Genomic DNA, 22,105 nt, shown 5'->3' on the forward strand with positions numbered 1-22,105 from the left:
AATCAACTTTAGGGGCGTACATCTGTATGCCCCTAATAGGTATTTCGTAAAACCAAGGGTATTGAGTTCTAAGGTACTTCAATGGGAATCAAAGCATTTTCTGGTAAGTAGTTGGAAAAACGCCCTTCATCTGCAAGCACTAAAATCAGGCGCAGAGAATAATCTGGTGGAACTTGCAAGTCTGCCCACGGCACCGCCAACTCTAAACAACTATTTATTGCTACTTGAGCGCGACTGAAACGGGGATGCCATTGATGATTGTCTCCAGCTTCCCGAAACTGAATCGATTGCGTCAGTAAGTTAACTTCTAAAAGATGGTGGAAAAGGTAATTCAGTGGCGCTGCATCTGGTACATCTGCCAAGGGAACTGGGCTATTGACCATTGTTTTTTCTGGATAGAACCACAGCAGATTCAACTCTGTTGGCAAATCTTGTCTTGGTGCAGCGCCACTTTTAAAGTCCAGCCGTAAATAGAAATTCAGGTGATCTACCCCATACCAAAGTCGCTGGATGACACTGCTATTGTGCATCGTCCCGCGTGCTCCACCGATTTCTATGCGTCCAGCTTTATCCCAGTCTTGTTCATCACCTTTACCATCAATTACAGGGTGAATAAACCCTTGCGGAGCATGGTTTCCCTGTGCTTGATGGTTTTCCACTGGTTGCTTGAGATAAGGCGGTATAGGTTCATTTAATGCCTTGTAAATACCAAACAGATGTTCTCGAAACAACCGATCAAAGATGGCATCTTGATTTGAGGAGTGTCCCGCACCAAACCACCAGAACCAGTCAGAACCCTCTGCGGCATACAATGCTTCCCATGCTTCGGGGTTGTTTTCTTCTGTCGCTTCGGGATGATTTGCAAGCATTTTTCTTGCTTCTGTCAAGTAATCCCAAGCACGATTTTTGGCGGGATCGCCGATCCAAGTGGTGAAACTGCCATCTACCCAAGAACCGCTATGTAGTTGTCCTCCGGGGATGGTGGCTGTGGCTGGAAATTCTTCCAGAAACTCGGAGACAGTGACGAGTTTGAGATGGGGTTCATCGCTCAAACTTTGATACAAAGCTTCTAAGAAGGGTTTACCATCTTGGGGATAAAATTCCCAGCAATTTTCCCCATCTAAGGCGATGGTAACTAGCCAAGGTTGTTCGCTTTGACTATCTCTTTGCATTTTAGCGATCGCTTGCAAATGTCCCACTAAATCCGCTGCTGCCTTTTTTGCTGGCATTGCACTATAAGTAAAGCCAATCAAATCTGATAATCTGTGGTCACGAAACACAATTGACAAGTCACCTTCGGCGGTTTGCAGGCGATAGGGTCGATACAACAGTTCTGGTTGCTGCACATTCCCCGCCCCATCCCGATGAAAAAAGTGTTTCAGCGTCCATCCTAAGACGGCTTCATCTGAGCATATCCACTTAAATCCTTGGTCAATAATATATGGCAGTACCGCCGGACTTACTGATTGTTCCGAAGGCCACAAACCACGAGGTATCTGTCCAAAGCGTTCTTTATAAAAGTCCCAAGCTTTCCGCAAGTGGCGGGGAATATCTTCCGCCCACTCAAAGCGTTGCTTTGGTAGTGTCATATTGGGCACAGCTACCCGACCGGAGTTAGTATCAGCTAGTAAGGGTAAAATTGGGTGGGTGTAAGGCGTGGTGGTGACTTCTAGCTGCCCCGCCTCCTGCATTTTCCGATGTTGGGGGATAATCCGGCTGAGAATTTCTCGCTGTTTAGAATAAATGCGCTGGCGATCGCTTAAAGTAAAATTCCGACCCTGTTTTAACCAAGCAGCAATTTCCGGGTCATCCCAAAACAACGGATCGATCCAAGCCAAATTGTGCCAAGCTAGCAAATCACCATAATCTGGCAATTCCCAATTTGCTAAACACCAAGCTTGCCCTTTTTCCTGCCTTTGCTGATACAACTCGGCATAGCGGGGATGCGGGTCAATCAGCGTATGGTGATTGGCATCGAAAAAGTGTTGGATAATGAATTCCCGTTGTTGGTAGGTAAGTTGCTCATCCGGTGTCAAGCTGGCTGTAAGGTAAGGGTCAAAAGCAGTGCCAGCAATATAATCTTCGAGTTGTAATATCAGCGATGGAACTAAATTCACCGTTTGGTGTAACTTAGGATACCGCTCTAAGAGTAATACCAAATCCAAATAATCTTTAGTTCCATGCAAACGTACCCAAGGAAGACGGTACTGCTGACTCGGAGATAGCGAAACGCCGCTGCCAGGGGATTTGTACAGCGGCTGATGTTGATGCCAGATAAAAGCAATGTAGAGAGGATGGGACATAGTGAGTGATTAAGGGTTAGGAATAGGGGATTAGAAATTAGGGATTAGGTATTAATGATAAATTATGAATGAAAAAATCCATTCTTCCCCAGTCCCCAGTCTCCAATCCCCAGTTCCTAGACTACTTGCTCAATTTCTGCAATTTCGGGAATCATTTCCTTAAGGCGGCGCTCAATACCCATTCTCAGGGTCATAGCAGAACTGGGGCAAGAACCACAAGCACCTTGCAGCCGCAGTTTTACAACAGGCCCGTCAAGTTCTACCAGTTCCACATTGCCGCCATCAGACATGAGATAAGGGCGCATTTCATCCAAGACTGTTTCAACGTTGTCAATTGTGAGTTCCATAGTTTAGACCTGCTAAGTTAGGGATGGGGATGGGCATAGGGAATAGGTAATGGGGAATAGGGCATGGGGCATTGAATAAGAACGATCCCTGTAACCAATGCACCTTTACTCATTAACCATTATCCAAAGTTTTATTTTCCAGCTTTGTTAAATCGATCCTAAATCTAATTGCCGCTAGATTGTCAGGTGTCAATTTTCAATGACTTTTGACTAAACCACTCCTGGTTTTAGCAATTTGATATTAGATTTAGCTGAAACATTGTTTTCCTTTGAGCCTCCTACTTTACTCTAGCCTTTAGGTTCTGTTTTGCAGTGCAACGGAAGGCAGGATTTAAGGCTCCTAGGTACACTCACCGTAAAAAGGGGTCAAAAATCTATTTTCGTAGGTTGAGTAGAGCGGAGCAAAAGCCAACATTTAGACGTTTGTTGTGTTTTGTCTTTCAACCCAATCTCTAATTATACAACTTTAGTGGCTAGGGACAGAATTCTTCCCAATTTCAAATTTAGTTATTAAATAATAATTGCTCAAAAAATTTAAATTTAAAATCTCAAAACCCAGTATTGGTAATGTTGCAGATGACCAATGACCAATGACTAACTCAACATTCAGCACTACTTGTTGAGTCGCTATCATTAGACGAAACCATGACTGGTTGTTGATATAGTGGCACAGTGAATGTGACTGTTGAGCCAAGTCCTTCGCCCAAACTATAAAAATGTACCTCGCCGCCCATTGCCTCTACTAACTTCTGCGATATTACCAGTCCCAAGCCTGTGCCGCCGTACTGACGAGTGCGGGAGCCATCCACCTGAGAGAATAATTGAAAAAGCTTATCTTGTTTGTCTAAAGAAACACCGATGCCGGTGTCTGCCACACGGACTCTTACCATGCCAGGAAATTGCTGATCTTGAAAGTTCGCCTTTTTGAGTACTAAATCGGCGCTGACAGTAACGCCGCCTTCATGGGTGAACTTGATGGCGTTGTTCACCAAATTAAGCATCACTTGTAGCAACCGTTGATAGTTACTTTGGACAATGATTTCATCAGAGGTAGCAGGCATTTGCATCCGAAAGCTGAGGTTTTTCATTTGTGCTTGGGGACGCATGAAACCTTCTACATGACTGAATAGCTCATCTAGCTTGACTGGCGCATAAGTTAGCTCCATTTTGCCGGCTTCGATTTTGGCAATGTCCAAAATGTCGTTGATGATATTCAGCAAATGTATCGATAAGTGATGAGCTTCTGCTAAAAACTGGTTTTGTTCTTCTGGGTCATCTGCCATTCCTTCCAAAATCAGTTTCAAAAAGCCAATCATACCGTTGAGGGGGGTACGAATTTCATGGGACACATTAGCCAGAAACTCGCTTTTGAGGCGGGAAGCTTCTTCGGCTTTTTGACGCGCTACTTCTAATTCTTCATATAAAGTAGCATGTGCGATCGCAGTTCCCAATTGATCTGCTGCTTCTTTTGCCAGTTCTAATTCCGATTCTGTTAATGTGTAGCATTCATCCTGCCAATTCAAGGCAACCAATCCATTGGCTTGATCTTGATAGCAAGTCGCAACTACTAAAGTTTTCTGCCGCCCAGACTCTTTGTATCCAGGCACTTCCATCACAACTGGTTCTAGGGTTGCCAAGGCTTGAGCAAAAGCAGGCTCAGAAGCTATATCTATTTCTGAGCCAAGCATTGATTTGAGTTCTGGTTGGCGATACTCAGCCTTCACTTTCACTTTTGAGCTTGAGAACTGATAAGGACAAATAATGCAGCGTTCTAGCCGCAATGCTTTTCCCAAACTGTCAACTGTTTGCTGCCAAATAATATCTAAATCCAATGTCCGGCGAATATTTCTGGTAATGCGATTTACCAGTTTTTGGTGTTGCTGTGATCGTATTGCCAACTCTATTTGTGTGGGCGTTTTTGATGCCACACGCACTTGTTTTTTGTTGAGTGTTGCTTGCACTAAGCGTCCCATCACTAAAACTGTAGTGGCAGTTGTTCCCAAGCTTGGCATAATCGGACTAATCACTAAGTCCAACTCAAATAATTCCTGGTGGTAGCTAAACCAGCACTGAAACCTTTCTGGCATCAAACTTGTCAAAATTCGGTGCAATCGTTCCAAATAAGTAACCTTATCCACTGGGGCAAAGATTTGGGACTGGTTCAGCTCGTCAACTATTTTTTCAGTATTTAACCCCAGGAGTTCGCTGTGCTGCCAACAAAAGGTCAGATAGCGCCCTGCCCCATCTTGCGTATACACCAACTCCGCTCCTAGAGTTGGTAATGAGCCATCAGTCTTACTGGTAATAGATTCCAGATTTTGGGAAAATACATTTGGCAATTGGGAATTGGCAGTGATAGTCATTAATTGAGTTGGATCGACAAAGGGTATCCGACCGTAATTTTACTAAAGCCGCTCAAATTTACGCATAAATTTTTACAGCTTTTTTGCTTTTGATTGGGTATTTCTTGGTGTTCTGAAATTCAGATTGGCAAACTTTACTTTTTTTGACTTGCATTGACAGCTGACTGATGGCGTCAATCGTTCCATTCACCTCGAGGAGGAACGGGGGTACGCACAGGAGTACGCGTCAATTCATCATCTCTGAGGATTTCACCTCTCAACCACTGGCGAATTGCCACCTCAATCACTTTACTTGGGTCATTAGTGAGATGTTGAATTTGCTCTAGTAACTCGGAGTCTAGGCGGACAGCAATTTCTACCTTATCGGCTCGTGTATTTTCCGCTTCGGTAGTTTTCTCTTGCATATTCATAGGTTTATATACTCTGAATTCTCTAAATTGGTTGTGTCTAAAGCTTTGTAAAGTAGTTATATTCATCATTTGGGCTAATTCACTGAAAAAATCTTCAAGGGTACAGTTAAATAGTTCCCTGAAATAGCACCAAAGTAACAGGCTTTAAGTTTCAAATCACATTTTTCATATAACTGACTAGACAATGGCTTTAGAAGTTTTGCCGATAAATCAGTGATTCTGGGTAATTACAGGTCGTAATTGCCCATGATCCCTACATGATCCCTACATGTACTTATTTACATTTATTGTACGCTCCTAGCTGTTGAATACTAGCAGCGACAAACAGACTTTCATAATATTCTTAAAAGTCCACCTATTTAGATCGAAAGTTGAAGATGGGGTGAAGAGGAGTGCTGAGTGCTGAGTTAGGAGTTAGGAGTTAAGAGCTAAGATTTAGGAGTTAAGAGTTAAGAGTTATTCTCCCCTCTGCCCCACTCAGCACTCGGAACTCAGCACTCAGCACTAAAAGCGGAGCGTCTTGGCTAAGAAAGCATTAAAATACATTAAGTAAATTGCTCTTTTAACTTTGGTTGCTGCTAAGGCAAAGATAGTATATGACTGACGTTCCCGCAGTTCGCATTCGCAATTTTTGTATTATTGCTCACATCGACCACGGGAAATCAACCCTCGCCGATCGCTTGTTGCAAGCTACTGGCACTGTTGAAGACCGACAGATGAAGGAACAGTTTCTCGACAACATGGATCTGGAACGGGAGCGCGGCATTACGATTAAGCTGCAAGCTGCCCGGATGAACTACACAGCTAAGGATGGTCAGCAATATGTGCTGAACTTAATTGATACTCCAGGGCATGTGGATTTCTCGTATGAAGTCTCTCGCTCTCTTGTTGCTTGTGAAGGAGCGCTATTGGTAGTAGATGCGTCCCAAGGTGTGGAGGCGCAAACTTTGGCAAATGTATATCTAGCCTTAGAGAATAACCTGGAAATTATCCCGGTTTTGAATAAAATTGATTTGCCAGGGGCTGAACCAGAACGGGTAATTGGCGAAATTGAAGAAATTATCGGTCTAGATTGCAGTGGTGCAATTCTGGCTTCTGCTAAAGAAGGAATTGGTATTGATGAGATTTTAGAAGCAGTTGTTGAGCGGATACCACCGCCCCCCAATACAATAAACGAACGCTTGCGAGCGTTAATTTTTGATAGCTATTATGACAGTTACCGGGGAGTAATCGTGTATTTCCGGGTGATGGATGGCACATTGAAAAAAGGCGATCGCATCCATTTAATGGCATCCGGTAAAGAATTTGAAATTGATGAGTTAGGCGTTCTTTCTCCCACTCAAAAGCAAGTTGAAGAACTGCACGCTGGGGAAGTAGGTTATTTGGGAGCGGCAATTAGAGCGGTAGCTGATGCAAGAGTAGGAGACACAATTACCCTAAGTAAGGCGAAAGCGGAGGCAGCATTACCAGGTTACGCAGAAGCAAACCCGATGGTTTTTTGCGGGATGTTCCCCATTGATGCTGACCAATTTGAAGATTTGCGGGAAGCCTTGGAAAAGCTCGAACTCAATGATGCAGCGCTGCATTACGAACCAGAAACTTCTAGCGCGATGGGGTTTGGCTTCCGTTGCGGGTTCTTGGGTTTGCTGCACATGGAAATTGTCCAGGAACGCCTAGAGCGAGAGTATAACCTAGATTTAATCATTACAGCCCCCTCGGTGGTTTATAAGGTGATTACTCTCAAAGGTGAGGAACTGTACATCGATAATCCTAGCCGTTTACCTTCTCCTAACGATCGCGAAAAAATTGAAGAACCCTACGTCCAAGTAGAGATGATTACGCCAGAAACTTATGTCGGCAGCTTGATGGAGTTGTCACAAAATCGCCGTGGCATCTTCAAAGATATGAAATATCTCACTCAAGGACGAACCACCCTGACTTACGAACTTCCTTTAGCGGAAGTTGTGACTGACTTTTTTGACCAGATGAAATCGCGATCGCGCGGTTATGCCAGTATGGAATATCATCTCATTGGCTACCGTGAAAATCCTCTTGTAAAGCTGGATATCATGATTAACGGCGATCCTGTGGATTCCTTGGCGATGATTGTGCATCGGGATAAAGCTTACAACGTTGGGCGGGCAATGGCAGAAAAACTCAAGGAACTAATTCCTCGCCATCAATTCAAAGTGCCAATTCAGGCATCCATTGGCAGTAAAGTTATTGCCAGTGAACACATCCCTGCTTTGCGGAAAGATGTGCTAGCCAAATGCTACGGTGGTGACATCAGTCGGAAGAAAAAACTTTTGCAGAAGCAAGCAAAAGGTAAAAAGCGGATGAAATCTGTAGGGACTGTAGATGTACCGCAGGAAGCCTTTATGGCAGTACTGCGCTTGGATCAAAACTAATAAAATTCAGGAGTTAGGAGCGGAGCAAGGAAAGCTCCGCCAAAGCGTCAGAATTTAGAATGAATTTGAGTCCGAGTGGCGGATAGTGCCACCCAAAGCGAGTCCGCGTAACCCTATGGGAAAGCAAGCTAGCAAGAGCGCTTTGTAGAGAACGTGTGAATGTCCTCTTTTTAGTCCCCCAGCAAAATTTTCTTGTTCTGAATTCCGAATTATTCTTCTTCAACATTCTTTAATTTTTATTACAAAAGCTGTCAACAGCAGCCTCAAGTGTATGAGTTTCAACCTGCTGCTAGCAGGTTTAGCTTTCAGAAAGCCAGACTAATATCAAGTCCGGCTAATCACTTATCATTAAAATCTCTCCATATCCTGCGTCAACCTAAAAGCCTGAGTTGCAAAACAGGCGCTCAATAGTCCTAATTACGAATTACAACAGAAGGCAGGAGGCAGATAGCGCAGTGTTAGCGAGTCTGCGAGCGGCGGGCAGGAGAAAAGAAGTATGAATGAAAACTTTAGTTCTGGGTCTAGAGCCGCATTTTAAAAAGAAAAATTGTATTAATACATGCTCCTACGTAATAAAAAGCGTCCACAGCCTAAGTTACATAGTTGCGTGTGGGTGACTCCTGTCTCCTGCCTTGCTTCCTATCCCTAGCCCACAGTTGATAACCTTTGATAAGCTTTAACAAAATCACTGTTAAAAAATCTAAAAATTTTAGTAAAAGTACTCACTGCATTCGCCAGACTTGTATCTTTAGGTAAATGTAGTTATTTAGATATTTGTAAAGTGTCGGGGAATCTAGTAGATGAAGATATTGGTACTGAGTTGGGAGTTTCCACCAAGGATTGTTGGGGGAATTGCGCGACATGTAGCGGAGTTGTACCCGGAACTGGTAAAGCTAGGGCATGAAGTCCACCTGATTACAGCGGAGTTTGGTCAGGCGTCGATGTATGAGGTGGTTGAGGGAGTAAAGGTACATCGAGTCCCAGTGGCACATAGTAACGACTTTTTCCACTGGGTAGTCAATCTCAACCTGAGTATGGGAGATCACGGTGGTAAGTTGATCTTGGAGGAAGGGCCCTTTGATTTAATTCATGCCCATGATTGGTTAGTGGGAGATGCTGCGATCGCTCTCAAACATAATTTTAAAATACCAGTAATTGCCACAATTCACGCTACGGAATACGGACGCTACAACGGTATTAATACAGACATTCAAGGTTATATAAATGGCAAAGAAACCTTACTGGCTTACAACGCTTGGCGGATTATCGTTTGTAGCGACTATATGCGCCAAGAGGTAGAACGAGCGCTACACAGTCCTTGGGACAAAATCGATGTCATTTATAATGGTATTCGAGCCGAAAAGAAACAGCATCACGTAGATTTTCATGCTCTGGATTTTCGCCGCCAATTTGCTACAGACAATGAGAAAATAGTTTACTACCTCGGTCGCATGACCTACGAAAAGGGTGTGCCTATATTGCTCAACGCTGCACCGAAGATCCTTTCGCAAATGGGAGGTAACGTTAAATTTGTAATTGTTGGTGGCGGCAATACTGACCATCTCAAGCGCCAAGCCTGGGATTTGGGAATTTGGCATCATTGCTATTTTACAGGCTTTCTCTCAGATGAATACTTAGATAAATTCCAAACTGTCGCCGACTGTGCCGTTTTTCCCAGTCTTTACGAACCCTTTGGGATTGTGGCTTTAGAAAGCTTTGCTTCTCGTGTCCCAGTGGTAGTTTCTGATACGGGTGGTTTTCCGGAAGTGGTGCAACATACCAAAACAGGTATTGTGACTTGGGTAAACAATCCCGATTCTTTAGCTTGGGGAATTCTGGAAGTGTTGAAAAATCCCGGTTATCGCCAATGGCTGGTGGATAACGCTTATGAGGATTTAGAGAGACGCTTTAGCTGGCCGAAATTAGCCAAGCAAACCGAGGAAGTATATCAGCGAGTTGTACAAGAGCGATCGCAAATTGCCTGGTAAGACAGCTCCCCGACTTCTTGAAGAAGTCGGGGAGCTAATTGATTTTTGCAATATAACTCTGTAATGACTGTTCAATAGCGTTAAGCTAGAAAAAATCCATTTTAATATTAGTAATGCCTAATATTCAAGAACACGTAAACACTCTCGTTACGAAATTTGTTCCTGGTTATAGATTTATTCGTTTACAAGAACTCACAATTGATAAAAATAATTCCCTACAAACAAAAATTAATAGTCAATCAATTAAAGTTCTCAGCTGGAATATTGCTAAACAAAACTATAATAAAACCTGGGTAAAAGATTTTTCCCAAATAATTGAGACTTATCAACCAAACCTCATATTTTTACAAGAGTTTTCCCTAAGATTAGAAGCAGACAAATTAGAAACCTGGCTGAAAATGAACTGGAGTTTTGCACCTAACTTTGTAGATATTCATCATCAATGCTATTCGGGGATTTTAACAGCAGCGACAATCAGCCCACTCACAAAAAAAGTTATAACTACGAAACATTATGAGCCTATTGTTAGAACTCCTAAAATTTCTTTAGTTACTGAGTATCTGCTATCTGATAAAAGCACAACTCTCCTGACAATAAATAGTCACCTGATTAATTTTGTAGATTTAAATAAATTTAAAATACAACTAAATGAATTAGAGCAAGCGTTATCTACACATCGTGGACCACTAATATTTTCAGGAGATTTCAATACTTGGAGTCGAAAAAGAGCAGTTATCCTCAATCAAGTAACAACTCAATTAGGATTAACGCCTGTAATTTTCGCACCTCATGAGAAGGAGAAAATTAAACGCTTCCTGTTATCACCTCCTTTAGATCATATCTTTTATCGAGATATTAGTGTCAAGAAAGCCAGTGCTAAAGTACTAGAAAAAATTTGTTCATCCGATCACAAGCCATTGCTGGCAGAATTTACTTATACCAATACTCAAAAAAATTAAGATGCTTGTAGATGGTGGTGTTCTAGCTATTTTTAGCACAGCTACAGTTGTTGTTCATCTCGTGGGAGTTGCACATGCAATCCATGCAGTGATGAATGTGCGTTCTTCCCAAGGGGCAATTGCCTGGAGCATTTCTTTAATTACGTTTCCCTGGCTAGCTATTCCCTTGTATTGGATTTTAGGAAGAACTAAATTTCATGGATATGCTGAAACGCTGCGTTCAGTCTATGCACAACACTACAAGCTGATTCATCCAACTTTTAGTGAACTTATTAAATTTCAGGTTGCGCCACCAGATAATCTAGCCCAGTTGCAACCATTAGCAGAGGCTTTTACAGAAATTTCTTTCACATCAGGCAATGCTGCCAAATTACTGATTGATGGTCAGCAAACCTATGAAGCGATGCTGAAAAAAATTGCATTGGCGACAAATTATATTCTATTGCAATCCTATACTGTTAACGATGATCAATCAGGTAATGAGTTTAAAGAAGCGTTGATTGCTAAAGCCAAGCAAGGAATAAGCATCTATTTTCTCTACGATGAAATTGGTTCAAAGAAACTATCTCGCCCTTATATCCAGTCTCTACTGCAGCATGGAATTGCAGTGAGTGCATTTAACACCACCAAAGGTCAGGGTAATCGATTCCAATTTAATTTTCGCAATCATCGGAAAATTCTGGTAGTGGATGGAGAAATAGCATTTGTAGGTGGACTGAATATTGGTGACGAATATTTAGGAAAAAATCCTCGCTTGAGTCCCTGGCGCGACACCCACATGATGCTTGAAGGCCCAAGTGTAAAAAGCCTACAAAACTCCTTTGTGCGAGATTGGTATTGGGCAACTCGAAAACTTCTCGAAGTTAACTGGCAGGTAAAAATTAATCAGGAAACTAATCAAACTGTATTCATACTTCCTACAGGCCCCGCAGATCAGCTACCAGCTTGTAAGCTTTTTTTCGTCGAACTAATTAATCAAGCTCAAATTCACCTCTGGATTGCTAGTCCATACTTTGTGCCGGACGAGGCAACATTGTCAGCCTTAAAACTGGCAGCAATGCGAGGTGTTGATGTGCGAATTCTTTTACCAAATCGACCCGATCACTTATTTGTTTATTTATGTTCTTTCTCTTACTACACCGAAATGGAAAGAATCGGTATCAAGTTGTATCGTTACAAAAATGGGTTTATGCATCAGAAAATTATAGTCATTGATGAGAATATAGCAGGGGTAGGAACTGTTAACTTAGATAACCGCTCTTTTTCTCTAAATTTTGAAGTTATGGGTTTTGTTACTGAGCTTCGGTTTGTCCAAAGTGTGAAAAAGATGTTAGAGGATGATTTAGCTGTCTGTGTTGCTGTTAATCTTGATGAGTACGATAAAAAACCTTTTTGGTTCAAGTTAGCTGTGAGAATCTCTCGATTGCTGACTCCTTTACTTTAATCACTAACTCAACCGATATACGTTTATTCAAAAGTTTGCCGGCACGAAATTACTCTTGATCACAACGAAGGTTAAGAACCAACAAAAAAATCTTTACTCTCGCGTTTGATTAGTTTTTAAGCCCCAAAGCGATGCCTAAATTTTTAGCAATAAGCAAGCGTTAATGACATTTTTAACTCTATTGAGAATATACTTTACTTATTGGCATGATGCGGCCGCCCTGATCGCTAGGGTTATTATTATTGTTCTTGGGTGACAATCCACAACAAGTCTAACCACAATTGCGGATAAGTTTGCTTGATATTTGAGAGTCGATCACGCATCAAGTTATTGGCATTCAAGCAAACAACCTCAATTAGCCCGACGTATTCTGCTACTTCTTTGAGTAGATTTTTTTGTTCTGCTACAGCACCAATCAGTCTGTCAGGGCAGTAAATTCCAATGTATCTTGTATAGGGGATACACGTTTTTATATTCGCTCTTGTTAAATAAGGTTTAGGATTGATCACCTTCACATAACACTGGCGTAACGATTCCCATATTTGTGGGTGAGCGTGCTGGATAATTACGTTAAATTGCTGGGCTAAGTCTTCTTCGGTAATCATTATTCTCTCCATTATTATGGTGCTAAGAACAGTAATTTAATGTCATTTGTTGCAGACTTTAGTAAATATCTAATTGTGCAAAAAATTAAAACAGCAATTTTTCACTGATGCTGTGTGCATATTCACTCTCAGAAATCGGTTGGTATGTTTTCTACGGCTTGTATTACTCGCCTATCAAGCATCAAAGCCCAAATGAATTTCTAAAACTGTATTAAATACTACATATTACCAATTTAATTGGTAGCATTTTTCTGCTAGACAAATCCTCTGTTTGTTGGAATTTGGGGCTTTTTAGCGAAAATAGCAGGTAAAAAGTAACCATCCGCAAAAATAATTTGCACTTGGCAAGCAAATTGGCAATTGATGTGATAGTCTTTTTATATAGGGAATCAAGACAGCGAAAGCACAGTCATGTCGTTAAAGAGAAATGACATAAATTCAAAGACCATACTTTCGCTTTGGCAGATGCAATGTTTAAATCCGCTACGGCTTTTTGAAACCAAGAGACAAAGCCAATGAAGCAGGATAGTGACCTCCGTAATAACTTGAAGTCGATTAGAACTCGCTTAGGCATGAGCCAACAAGATTTGGCTAACATCGCTAGTGTGACTCGTCAGACTATTAGTGGTGTAGAGTCGGGACAATATGCTCCCTCAGTTGCCATAACACTTCGCTTGGCCAAGGCACTCGGCTGTCAAGTAGAGGATCTATTCTGGTTAGAGCGGGATTTACCTGAACTCGAAGCCATTCTTGCCAAACCTATTCCTAATAGTCAGCAACTGCGAGTTAGCATGGCTCGTGTGGGAGGACAATGGATAGCTTATCCCTTGATTGGTAAAGATGCTTTTCGCCAAGACATGATTCCAGCTGACGGTGAAGGTACTAGCCAAACAGGGACAAATAAAGTTCGAGTCAGGCTACTAGACGATAATCTCGACACACTCCACAACACCGTTGTGATTGCTGGTTGTGCACCTGTGATTTCACTATGGGCGAGAGCAACTGAACGTTGGCATCCCCAACTGCGAGTCCAATTTAACTTCGCCAACAGCATAGCTGCATTACATAGTTTATGCCGAGGTGAAGCGCACATTGCCGGGATGCACCTATATGATCCTGGGACTGGTGAGTATAATACTCCCTTTGTTCGAGAAGTTCTGGTTGGGAGGGAAGCAGTTCTGATTACCTTGGGAGTTTGGGAGGAGGGACTTTTGGTGAAGTCTGGCAATCCAATGGGAATCAGAACAGTTAACGACTTAGTACAAGGGGGAGCGACTATTGTCAACCGCGAAATAGGTTCCGGTAGTCGGATGCTTTTGGAACAAACACTGCAAGAGCAGCAGATACCGTTCCATGCTGTCCAAGGCTTTGAGCATATTGTCAAAAATCACCAAGATGTTGCCCAAGCTGTAGTAGGAGGAATTGCCGATGCAGGTATGAGCACGGCATCTATAGCTACCGCCTTTGGGCTGGGATTCGTTCCCCTGCATCAATCACGATACGATTTAGTGATTCTCAAGGAATATTTAGAAGAAGCACCAGTACAGCAATTGCTCAGTACTTTGGGACATCGGATGGTTCACTCACAATTTGAAATTCTCGGCGGTTACGATATCAGCAAAATCGGGGAAGTTGTAGCGACTGTTTAGAGTGGATTGCAATGGTTGGTTGTGTGGTTAAAGGAAAACTTGGCGTAAATTTAAATTACTGCTGCAACCACTCTTTAGGTATGAGCAACCTTCAGGGGATTACAACAACTAGATAATGCTGAATTCGTAATACTTGCCTCCGGGGAGAAGCAAGCTACTTAATGACGCTTCTACGGACGCTCGAGTACTCGCTACCGCAACTCTTGGAGACGCTACGCGTAGCTTGCTTCCCTGTAAGGGTACTAACGTAATTCATAATGAAGAAATTCGGATTTAATCTGGGTTTCCAGCTTGTAATCTGTAGCTTTCTTTTTTCCAATTGGTATTACTACCGCCAGAGAAATTATTTAAGTGAGTAAGTGAGCATCTGGTAATACTTGCAATATTCCTTGAGTGATCTTTTATCACTCTAGCTATTAGTCAGAAAAAACAATGACTAATGGCCAACGAAAACTGACCAAAACTTGAATATGTTCTTTCTTCAGACTCTATTTGCTGTAGAACGAGCACCTCCAACGACGTTCTATATCAGGTCACTGCTGTAACTTGACAGTGCGAGTACCTCCGGTAGGCACAAAGTGCCAACGCCTCATAAACCGACAGACCCAGCAAACAAAAAATTACAGGATCAATCATCATGTCCGACGGCAAAATTAGACAAATTGCTTTCTACGGTAAAGGCGGTATCGGTAAATCTACTACCTCCCAAAATACCCTCGCTTCTATGGCGGAAAAGGGTCAACGCATCTTGATTGTGGGTTGCGACCCCAAAGCTGACTCTACCCGATTGATTTTGCACTGTAAAGCCCAAACCACCGTGTTGCACTTAGCTGCTGAACGAGGCGCTGTGGAAGATATCGAACTCGAAGAAGTGGTAATCACTGGCTTCCGGGATATCAGATGCGTAGAATCAGGCGGGCCAGAACCGGGTGTAGGTTGCGCCGGTCGGGGCATCATCACCGCCATTAACTTCCTCGAAGAAAACGGCGCTTACTCAGACGTAGATTTCGTGTCCTACGACGTATTGGGCGACGTTGTGTGCGGTGGTTTTGCTATGCCAATTCGTGAAGGTAAAGCCCAAGAAATCTACATTGTTACCTCTGGTGAAATGATGGCGATGTTTGCTGCCAACAACATTGCTCGTGGCGTTCTCAAATATGCTCATACTGGTGGTGTGCGTTTGGGTGGGCTGATTTGTAACAGCCGTCAAACTGACCGGGAAGATGAACTGATTAGCACCCTGGCAGCCAGATTGAATACCCACATGATTCACTTCGTCCCACGTGACAATATCGTGCAACACGCCGAATTGCGCCGGATGACGGTGAACGAGTATGCGCCTGATAGTAAACAAGCTAATGAATACCGCACATTAGCAGACAAGATTATCAACAATACAAATCTTACAGTTCCCACACCCATTGAGATGGATGAGCTAGAAGATTTATTGATTGAGTTTGGTATCCTTGAAAGTGAAGAAAATGCTGCAAAAATGATTAGCCAAGCAGACGCTGCTAAGAAGCTAGAAGACGCTCAAGGCGAAGCACTAGAAGCTCTGAAAAAAGGAAACGTAGAAATAGTTTCCGGTAGCTAGAAGAAGTAAGATTCTCTTTCAGACTCAAGTGCTAAATACAAAGTAAATATTAGGTGGGCGAGAATAGCCCACTTTCTTACCAATCTTTTAAAATGGAAGTAATCGAATAGCTAATCCTAACTTCTGAGTGTTTGATCGTCACCGGACTTGATCCTGCTCAACGCTTTTTGAAAAATGCTATATATTTTCTATTGTCAAACAGTTTGCTGATTAAGTGCTTTTGGAAAATGGTATAAATAAACCGTAAAAGGTTGCCATTCTGTCTCCTGCTAGCTCAATTTTTGGTTTTCTGAAAAGCTCTGCGTCTGCGCCCATTTTCAAGCAGAGGTTTTCGCAATGGTACTACCTCAGCTTCACTACTCTCACGTGCTACCCGAATCAGCAAGCCAGCAGCTATTAAGCTGGCAATCATAGAATTACCACCATAACTAAACATGGGCAAAGGTAAGCCAGTAGTCGGTAGAGAGCCTGTAGCAACACCAATGTGGAGCAATGATTGTCCTGTCATCAAAATCGTCACGCCGATCGCTACCAATCGATGTACTGTATTTTTAGCCTTCAGCGCCACAATTAATCCAAGGGTGGCAAATGTAGCTAAAAGTGCCAACAACACCATACTGCCAACAAAGCCAAACTCTTCAGCGAACACGGCAAAAATAAAATCGGTATCCTGAATTGGTAAATAAAACAGCTTTTGTTGAGAAAGCCCATATCCAGCTCCCCAAGTTTTACCAGAACCCACAGCTAGTAGACTTTGCACCAACTGGTACCCATCTCCTGTAGCATCAGCCCAAGGATTGAGGAATGACATCACCCGCTTACGCTGATACTCTTTGATGCTAATGCTGAGTACTGCCAACATCACTCCACCAATTGCTGTTCCTCCCAGATACTTGTAAGGTAAGCCAGCTGCTAGAGCGATTAGCCAGATAGTCATGCCGCAAAGTGCTGTTGTACTCAAGTTAGGCTGGGCAAGAATTCCTAAAAGTACCAGACCGAAAATACCCAACCAAGCCAAGCGAACCCGCCAACTGATTCGTTCCCACTGACCAAAAAGCCGCGCACTTTGCAGCACTAAAAAGGGTTTAATTAATTCTGAAGGTTGAATTGGAATTGGCCCGATCGCAATCCAACGTGCTGCATCAAAAGCCTTTTTTCCCAATCCTGGAATCAGTGTGACAAAAATTAACGCCAAAAACAGCAACAAAAACCAATGGGATAGCCCCAAAATTTTCTGCAACGGCAAATTAACAATAATATTGAATCCAATTAAGGAAACTAAGACCCAAAGTAGTTGACGCTTAAAGTAGTATAATCCATCATTCTGACGGGCGTCAGCAACGGGATAGGATGCTGAAAATAGCATGATCAAGCCGACAAACAGCCAAATCAACGTTAACCAGCGCAACAACCGCGCTTCTAATGCCCAGTTGGAGACTGAACTATCAAAAATTGGAATCAGGCGGCGTAGATTCACGATCGGTACAGGTAAGAAGTTAGAAATTAGGAGTTAGAAATAAAACTCATAAATCATAACTTATAACTCATAAGTAGGCTTTACAACCATAAATCTTTGAGTTGTCGCGCTAGTCCAACATTTCTGACAAATTGTGTTGGCTATATTCCCTGTACCCCTACGGAAAAGCAAGCTACGCAAAGCGTCTGTCTGCAACACACTGCACGAACGTAGAGAAGGCATCGCTACGCAGACAATTATCAGTGCTATTTTGTATAAATTAAATCAGGATATAAAAAAATCATTCAGAGTCCTCTCTGAATCTAAAGCTTTCTCAAATCAGAAATTCGGAGAGTCAAAATAAGAAAGTGTTGAGTCCCAATCACTCACTGCAAGCATTGCTGAATTCTGAGAATTCATAAAACTTAACGATTTGATGCAATTAACTGCTTGTCTGTCCATAGATAGGGGAATTTCAATCCAAAACTCAGTTCCTTGTCCCGCTTCTGATACACATCTCAGTGTTCCCCCATGTTTTTCAACTACAATCTGATAGCTAATTGATAAACCTAATCCTGTACCCTTACCTACAGGCTTAGTTGTGAAAAATGGATCAAAGAGTCGTTCCTTAACTGCTTCTGTTATTCCTGAACCATTGTCAGCAATTCGGATCACACACTTTGTTTCGATGACTTCGGTAGTAATTGTAATTTTATTAGGATTAGCATGAATTTCTGCGATCGCGCGTTTATTATCATAGTTATCGAGCGCATCGATTGCATTACTGATAATATTCATAAATACTTGATTGAGTTGGCCAGGGTAGCAATCTACTAAAGGCAAATCTCCATAATTTTTCACTACTTTGATCCCAGGATGATCAATACTATTCTTGAAGCGACTCTGTAAAATTAGCAAAGTACTATCCAGTCCCTGATGAATATCAACTCTTTTCTTCTCTGCTTCATCAAGACGAGAGAAATTCCGCAGGGACAAGACAATTTCAGAGATCCGTTCGGCTCCTACTTCCATCGAATTTAGGATTTTTGGCAAATCATCTAGTAAAAAATCTAACTCTATTTCCTTAATGTATTCTTGAATTTCTGAGACAGGATTGGTATAAAATTGCTGGTAAAGATGCACAAGGTTCAGCAAACACTGCGTATAATCTTTTGCATATTTCAAATTACCGTAAATAAAATTAACAGGGTTGTTAATTTCGTGAGCTACTCCTGCAACTAACTGCCCCAGACTGGACATTTTCTCAGCCTGGACTAATTGGGCTTGAGTTTGCTGTAGCTCCCGAAGGGATTTTTCTAACTTTTTAGACTGAGCCTCAGCAATTTCTGCTAAATTCTCCTTGATTTGTAGCGCACTCCGTAGTTGTGCCCTTTGCTGTTTCAGTTCACTTGTCAACTTTTTGGCATCAGCCAAAGCAGTATTTTGAGCTTGTAGTAGAAACAGGAAATCAACAATGGGGTCGTGAATTGCGAAGTCTTTGAGTTTAATACCGAGAGGAGCGAGGTTAGTTGTATCTGTAATCCAGGGAGAACCTAAAAAAAATATCACCTCCTGCTCTGGTTGATACATCATCTGACCCTTAAGATGCATTCCATTGTGGAGAAACTCTAATATAAACAGGGCACGAGACTGTTTACTAATAACATCAAAATCGATCAAAATTTTTGGACGATTGATCTGGAAATGCTGCTCAATTAATTTACCAACCAATGGTTCAGGACAAATGCGCCCGAAGATATCACCAGCTTGTACAATTTCCCGATTACGACTAAAGGCAAAGTGGAAGGGAAAAGCTTTCGCCAGCAACTCTGGCGAAAGTGTAAGGTGAGGAGGAGCCATGCTACTGCACTCAATTTGGTTTATAAATCACTAAAAATTCATCATGTTCAGCACCCTCATCTCGATTTTGGGTTTGGGTAATATGAACTTCTGTATCAAACCTAGTTCCCAATCCCTTGATTAATCCAAGAATCATTGGCGTTAGCCCTTCTCTATCAGAGCGATAATGTAAGCTCAGAGAATTTTCCTCCATATCAGTACACTCAAAGGATGGGGGCTGGAGTTTGGGAAAGCTAACTCCCACACGAGCATGAAGATTATCGAGGTTTTCTAAAAACTCAGGGAGTTCATCTCCACTCATATCCATCATTTCGCCATAGCCTTCTTGGGCTGTGTACTGAACCCAGAATTCCCCAAAGGCTTGCATAATCTCTGAGGAAGATAAACCGAGAATGACACTAGCAGCTTTTACCAGCTTGTGGGTGATGTCATCGGGATAGCCTTCCATACTGAGGAAAACATCAACATCCACCTCTGCTTTGTGCTTAATTTTTTTCCAAGTCTCTTCCCCAAAGCGACTGCACACCATGTCTTGAATCGCCTTGTTCACTAATCCGTACATGGAAGCCTCCTCTTGCTGCACCTAATTTTACTTTGTGAATTTGCCCAAGACTCGACAACTAATTCCTTAAAAGGCTTGTTTAAATAACAAAATTTTCTGTAATGAAATCTTAAAATGTTTTATTACAGCTTTAAAAACCGAAAAAATGGGAAAACTGTTCGCATTCTAATGCCAAAAATCCTCATTATTACAACCGTATTTTCACTTATTACTTTTACCTAGTTAGTTTTGAAGGTTTGTAGTAGGCACTAAAGTACTTAAAAAATAAGGACTAAAGTCCTTACTACAAACTTGCTTACCCATCAATTTCAGCTTGACAGACTAATTACAGCGAATCATCAAAAGGCAGCCATGAATCAGGATATAAGCTATATTTAGAGATTTGACGCTGAATACCGTTAAAAAATTGGAGGCGTGCATCCATAGCTTCTGCAATAGCCAGCTTTACCTTGATATCTTCCTCGTTCATGCTAATCTGAGGTTCAATCACTGCTGCTAGCTTTGCTGCATGACTATCATCCACATCAATATGAACTTCAAAAAAGATCAGGGATTCTTTGGGTAAAGGAGTAGCGCCAATAATTCCTTTGTATAGTTGCGTGTACAGCGAGCTAACAATCCCTTCGGAAGCATAACAGACGGCACCGAGTGCAGCTAAATAGCCGTACTTATGTGGCATCTGCAAATAGGTTTCAATAAGGGCGCGAGTTTCAGGTGCAGTGGATAGTGCTGCCAAAGTTTCGTCGTGGATACCAAGTGCGCGGGTAAATTGACGAAACAATTCTGGGTGGGACTGAGTTATATCTCCCTGTCCCATTTCGTCAAAGAGATTTTCCAAGATGACTAACTGACTACTTTCATCTTGGCAGCAAGACAAAATACTAGCCAAAATACGATTAAATTCTTTGGAGAACTTGTACATCTGAACAGCTAGTACCTGTACATCTGGTAAAAATAAATTTCCAGCCCGACAGCGGATTAGAAACTCATGATTCCATAGAGGATGATTAAGCGTTATTTCACGGAAGGAATTTCTCACCAAAGAAGATGTCTGTGTCATCGTGATATTTGTAGGGCTAGATGGAGAGGTTGGTCAAGTAAGGGGCTAAAAAATGATTCATCTATTGCGATATGTTCTGGAGTCACACGTAATTCCTGTAAGATTGGCATCGTATTGAAGCCAGCAATTTTAAGAGCATTAAAGTAATCCTCAAGAGTTTTGTGAATCAATTGCACATTTAGCCAAGAGCCATCTCGTTTCCAAATCCGACCAGGAAACTGTTGATCTCGCTTGCTGAAATAGCCTGCACCTTCAACTTGAAAATAAAACGGATATGCTGCCTCCCGCATATATGGAAAAGATGGATGGGGAACGCTGAATACAAATCGACCGCCCGGACGAAGAATACGTGCAACTTCTGCCATACATTCTTGGGTCTGAGCAATTGTCAAATAGTTAAATAGAAACACTGCAACAACTAAGTCAATTTCGCCATCATCAAACTGCTTGAGATTGGTAGCACATCCTACTTCATAGCTAATACCTAACGCATCTTCTACTTCTTGCAATTTTGCTGCTGTAATCATGCCTTGGGAAAGGTCTATTCCATGTATCCATGCAGCGCCACGTCGGCTTAATTCTCGACTGCAATAACCTTCTCCACAACCTATATCAAGTACTCGCAACCCAGCGACAGGCTCACAAAGCTTTAGTACAAAAGGGCGGGCTGTAAAGTCTGATAAGGAAGTAGGTTCTCCTCTAATCCACTCTGATGCTGTGCGATTATATAAGTTTTTAGTTGAGTTTTTATGATTCACATTTGACATTTCTAAGTGTTTATTTATACTGAATTTATGCTTGTATTATTAGTCCGACAAGACTGAAATAGTGGATATATATGTTTTAACAATTAATATGTTTCGCTGATAATGTTGATTTTACCGATTTTAGTTTGCTTGTTACTTTTGCGTTTACAAACTATCCTTTGACAAGGATAAAAATACCATTAATATTATTATCTTGTTAGTTTCTTCAAATATAAATAGCTAAGTTGTATTTAACTTCATGAACTTGCATTATTACTTAGTTAACAGCAACTTCATATATAGAACCCATTTGATATCTTTTTTAGCTAGCTAGCAGCTAGTCTTTTGAGC

The 22,105-nt window shown here is 41.9% G+C and carries 16 protein-coding genes; 6 read left to right on the forward strand and 10 right to left on the reverse strand.

Going from position 1 to position 22,105, the window contains the following annotated elements:
- Positions 1-68: 68 nt before the first annotated feature.
- From HWQ44_RS03250 to HWQ44_RS03265, 4 genes are all read right to left on the reverse strand, one after another.
- Positions 69-2,303 (reverse strand): glycoside hydrolase, encoded by a 2,235-nt coding sequence (locus HWQ44_RS03250; protein ID WP_292714709.1) that lies wholly within the window; start codon positions 2,301-2,303, stop codon positions 69-71.
- A gap of 116 nt (positions 2,304-2,419) precedes the next feature.
- Entirely contained in the window at positions 2,420-2,650 is a 231-nt protein-coding gene (locus HWQ44_RS03255; protein ID WP_012408256.1) for a NifU family protein, read from the reverse strand.
- 599 nt (positions 2,651-3,249) lie between these two features.
- Positions 3,250-5,013 (reverse strand): ATP-binding protein, encoded by a 1,764-nt coding sequence (locus tag HWQ44_RS03260; protein ID WP_292714713.1) that lies wholly within the window; start codon positions 5,011-5,013, stop codon positions 3,250-3,252.
- A 173-nt stretch (positions 5,014-5,186) separates the two neighbouring features.
- Positions 5,187-5,423 carry a hypothetical protein gene (locus HWQ44_RS03265; RefSeq protein WP_012408258.1) on the reverse strand — a complete coding sequence of 79 codons (237 nt, stop codon included), beginning with the start codon at positions 5,421-5,423 and terminating at the stop codon, positions 5,187-5,189.
- Between the two features lie 596 nt (positions 5,424-6,019).
- On the opposite strand from HWQ44_RS03265, the gene lepA reads away from it, so the two are divergent.
- The 4 genes from lepA to cls all read left to right on the forward strand — a co-directional run bounded on the left by lepA (position 6,020) and on the right by cls (position 12,222).
- Positions 6,020-7,831, forward strand: a complete 1,812-nt coding sequence (gene lepA / locus HWQ44_RS03270; protein ID WP_292714715.1) for a translation elongation factor 4 — start codon at positions 6,020-6,022, stop codon at positions 7,829-7,831.
- A gap of 800 nt (positions 7,832-8,631) precedes the next feature.
- A complete protein-coding gene (locus HWQ44_RS03275) occupies positions 8,632-9,819 on the forward strand; it encodes a glycosyltransferase family 4 protein (protein WP_292714719.1) in 1,188 nt (395 codons plus the stop codon).
- Between the two features lie 113 nt (positions 9,820-9,932).
- Positions 9,933-10,778 carry an endonuclease/exonuclease/phosphatase family protein gene (locus HWQ44_RS03280; RefSeq protein WP_292714722.1) on the forward strand — a complete coding sequence of 282 codons (846 nt, stop codon included), beginning with the start codon at positions 9,933-9,935 and terminating at the stop codon, positions 10,776-10,778.
- Position 10,779: 1 nt separating this feature from the next.
- Positions 10,780-12,222: a cardiolipin synthase gene (cls, locus tag HWQ44_RS03285; protein WP_292714725.1), complete on the forward strand. Its 1,443-nt coding sequence runs from the start codon at positions 10,780-10,782 to the stop codon at positions 12,220-12,222.
- 239 nt (positions 12,223-12,461) lie between these two features.
- Here cls and HWQ44_RS03290 read toward each other — a convergent pair whose 3' ends face one another.
- Positions 12,462-12,827, reverse strand: a complete 366-nt coding sequence (locus tag HWQ44_RS03290) for a hypothetical protein (RefSeq protein ID WP_292714728.1) — start codon at positions 12,825-12,827, stop codon at positions 12,462-12,464.
- A 515-nt stretch (positions 12,828-13,342) separates the two neighbouring features.
- Here HWQ44_RS03290 and HWQ44_RS03295 point away from each other — a divergent pair.
- Positions 13,343-14,476, forward strand: coding sequence for a substrate-binding domain-containing protein (locus tag HWQ44_RS03295; RefSeq protein ID WP_292714730.1), 1,134 nt, complete (start codon positions 13,343-13,345; stop codon positions 14,474-14,476).
- A 637-nt stretch (positions 14,477-15,113) separates the two neighbouring features.
- The gene (gene nifH / locus HWQ44_RS03300; protein ID WP_292714733.1) at positions 15,114-16,070 is read left to right on the forward strand and encodes a nitrogenase iron protein; all 957 of its coding nucleotides are present in this window, start codon (positions 15,114-15,116) and stop codon (positions 16,068-16,070) included.
- Positions 16,071-16,344: 274 nt separating this feature from the next.
- Here nifH and HWQ44_RS03305 read toward each other — a convergent pair whose 3' ends face one another.
- The 5 genes from HWQ44_RS03305 to HWQ44_RS03325 all read right to left on the reverse strand — a co-directional run bounded on the left by HWQ44_RS03305 (position 16,345) and on the right by HWQ44_RS03325 (position 21,775).
- Positions 16,345-17,547, reverse strand: a complete 1,203-nt coding sequence (locus HWQ44_RS03305) for an FtsW/RodA/SpoVE family cell cycle protein (RefSeq protein ID WP_292714736.1) — start codon at positions 17,545-17,547, stop codon at positions 16,345-16,347.
- 318 nt (positions 17,548-17,865) lie between these two features.
- Positions 17,866-19,386 carry an ATP-binding protein gene (locus HWQ44_RS03310; RefSeq protein WP_292714739.1) on the reverse strand — a complete coding sequence of 507 codons (1,521 nt, stop codon included), beginning with the start codon at positions 19,384-19,386 and terminating at the stop codon, positions 17,866-17,868.
- 10 nt (positions 19,387-19,396) lie between these two features.
- Positions 19,397-19,948 carry a heme NO-binding domain-containing protein gene (locus tag HWQ44_RS03315; RefSeq protein ID WP_292714741.1) on the reverse strand — a complete coding sequence of 184 codons (552 nt, stop codon included), beginning with the start codon at positions 19,946-19,948 and terminating at the stop codon, positions 19,397-19,399.
- A 325-nt stretch (positions 19,949-20,273) separates the two neighbouring features.
- The gene (locus tag HWQ44_RS03320) at positions 20,274-21,008 is read right to left on the reverse strand and encodes an iron-containing redox enzyme family protein (RefSeq protein WP_292714744.1); all 735 of its coding nucleotides are present in this window, start codon (positions 21,006-21,008) and stop codon (positions 20,274-20,276) included.
- Positions 21,005-21,775: a class I SAM-dependent methyltransferase gene (locus HWQ44_RS03325; RefSeq protein WP_292714747.1), complete on the reverse strand. Its 771-nt coding sequence runs from the start codon at positions 21,773-21,775 to the stop codon at positions 21,005-21,007. The genes HWQ44_RS03320 and HWQ44_RS03325 overlap by 4 nt, the downstream gene beginning before the upstream one ends.
- Between the last annotated feature and the right edge of the window lie 330 nt (positions 21,776-22,105).

This window comes from Nostoc sp. JL34 (genome assembly GCF_017114945.1).
Classification (GTDB): Bacteria; Cyanobacteriota; Cyanobacteriia; order Cyanobacteriales; family Nostocaceae; genus Nostoc.

Bases quoted from the DNA above. Each gene is read 5' to 3' on its own strand.
- HWQ44_RS03250 (WP_292714709.1), bottom strand. From the start codon at position 2,303: ATGTCCCATCCTCTCTACATTGCTTTTATCTGGCATCAACATCAGCCG.
- HWQ44_RS03255 (WP_012408256.1), bottom strand. From the start codon at position 2,650: ATGGAACTCACAATTGACAACGTTGAAACAGTCTTGGATGAAATGCGC.
- HWQ44_RS03260 (WP_292714713.1), bottom strand. From the start codon at position 5,013: ATGACTATCACTGCCAATTCCCAATTGCCAAATGTATTTTCCCAAAAT.
- HWQ44_RS03265 (WP_012408258.1), bottom strand. From the start codon at position 5,423: ATGAATATGCAAGAGAAAACTACCGAAGCGGAAAATACACGAGCCGAT.
- lepA (WP_292714715.1), top strand. From the start codon at position 6,020: ATGACTGACGTTCCCGCAGTTCGCATTCGCAATTTTTGTATTATTGCT.
- HWQ44_RS03275 (WP_292714719.1), top strand. From the start codon at position 8,632: ATGAAGATATTGGTACTGAGTTGGGAGTTTCCACCAAGGATTGTTGGG.
- HWQ44_RS03280 (WP_292714722.1), top strand. From the start codon at position 9,933: ATGCCTAATATTCAAGAACACGTAAACACTCTCGTTACGAAATTTGTT.
- cls (WP_292714725.1), top strand. From the start codon at position 10,780: ATGCTTGTAGATGGTGGTGTTCTAGCTATTTTTAGCACAGCTACAGTT.
- HWQ44_RS03290 (WP_292714728.1), bottom strand. From the start codon at position 12,827: ATGATTACCGAAGAAGACTTAGCCCAGCAATTTAACGTAATTATCCAG.
- HWQ44_RS03295 (WP_292714730.1), top strand. From the start codon at position 13,343: ATGAAGCAGGATAGTGACCTCCGTAATAACTTGAAGTCGATTAGAACT.
- nifH (WP_292714733.1), top strand. From the start codon at position 15,114: ATGTCCGACGGCAAAATTAGACAAATTGCTTTCTACGGTAAAGGCGGT.
- HWQ44_RS03310 (WP_292714739.1), bottom strand. From the start codon at position 19,386: ATGGCTCCTCCTCACCTTACACTTTCGCCAGAGTTGCTGGCGAAAGCT.
- HWQ44_RS03315 (WP_292714741.1), bottom strand. From the start codon at position 19,948: ATGTACGGATTAGTGAACAAGGCGATTCAAGACATGGTGTGCAGTCGC.
- HWQ44_RS03320 (WP_292714744.1), bottom strand. From the start codon at position 21,008: ATGACACAGACATCTTCTTTGGTGAGAAATTCCTTCCGTGAAATAACG.
- HWQ44_RS03325 (WP_292714747.1), bottom strand. From the start codon at position 21,775: ATGTCAAATGTGAATCATAAAAACTCAACTAAAAACTTATATAATCGC.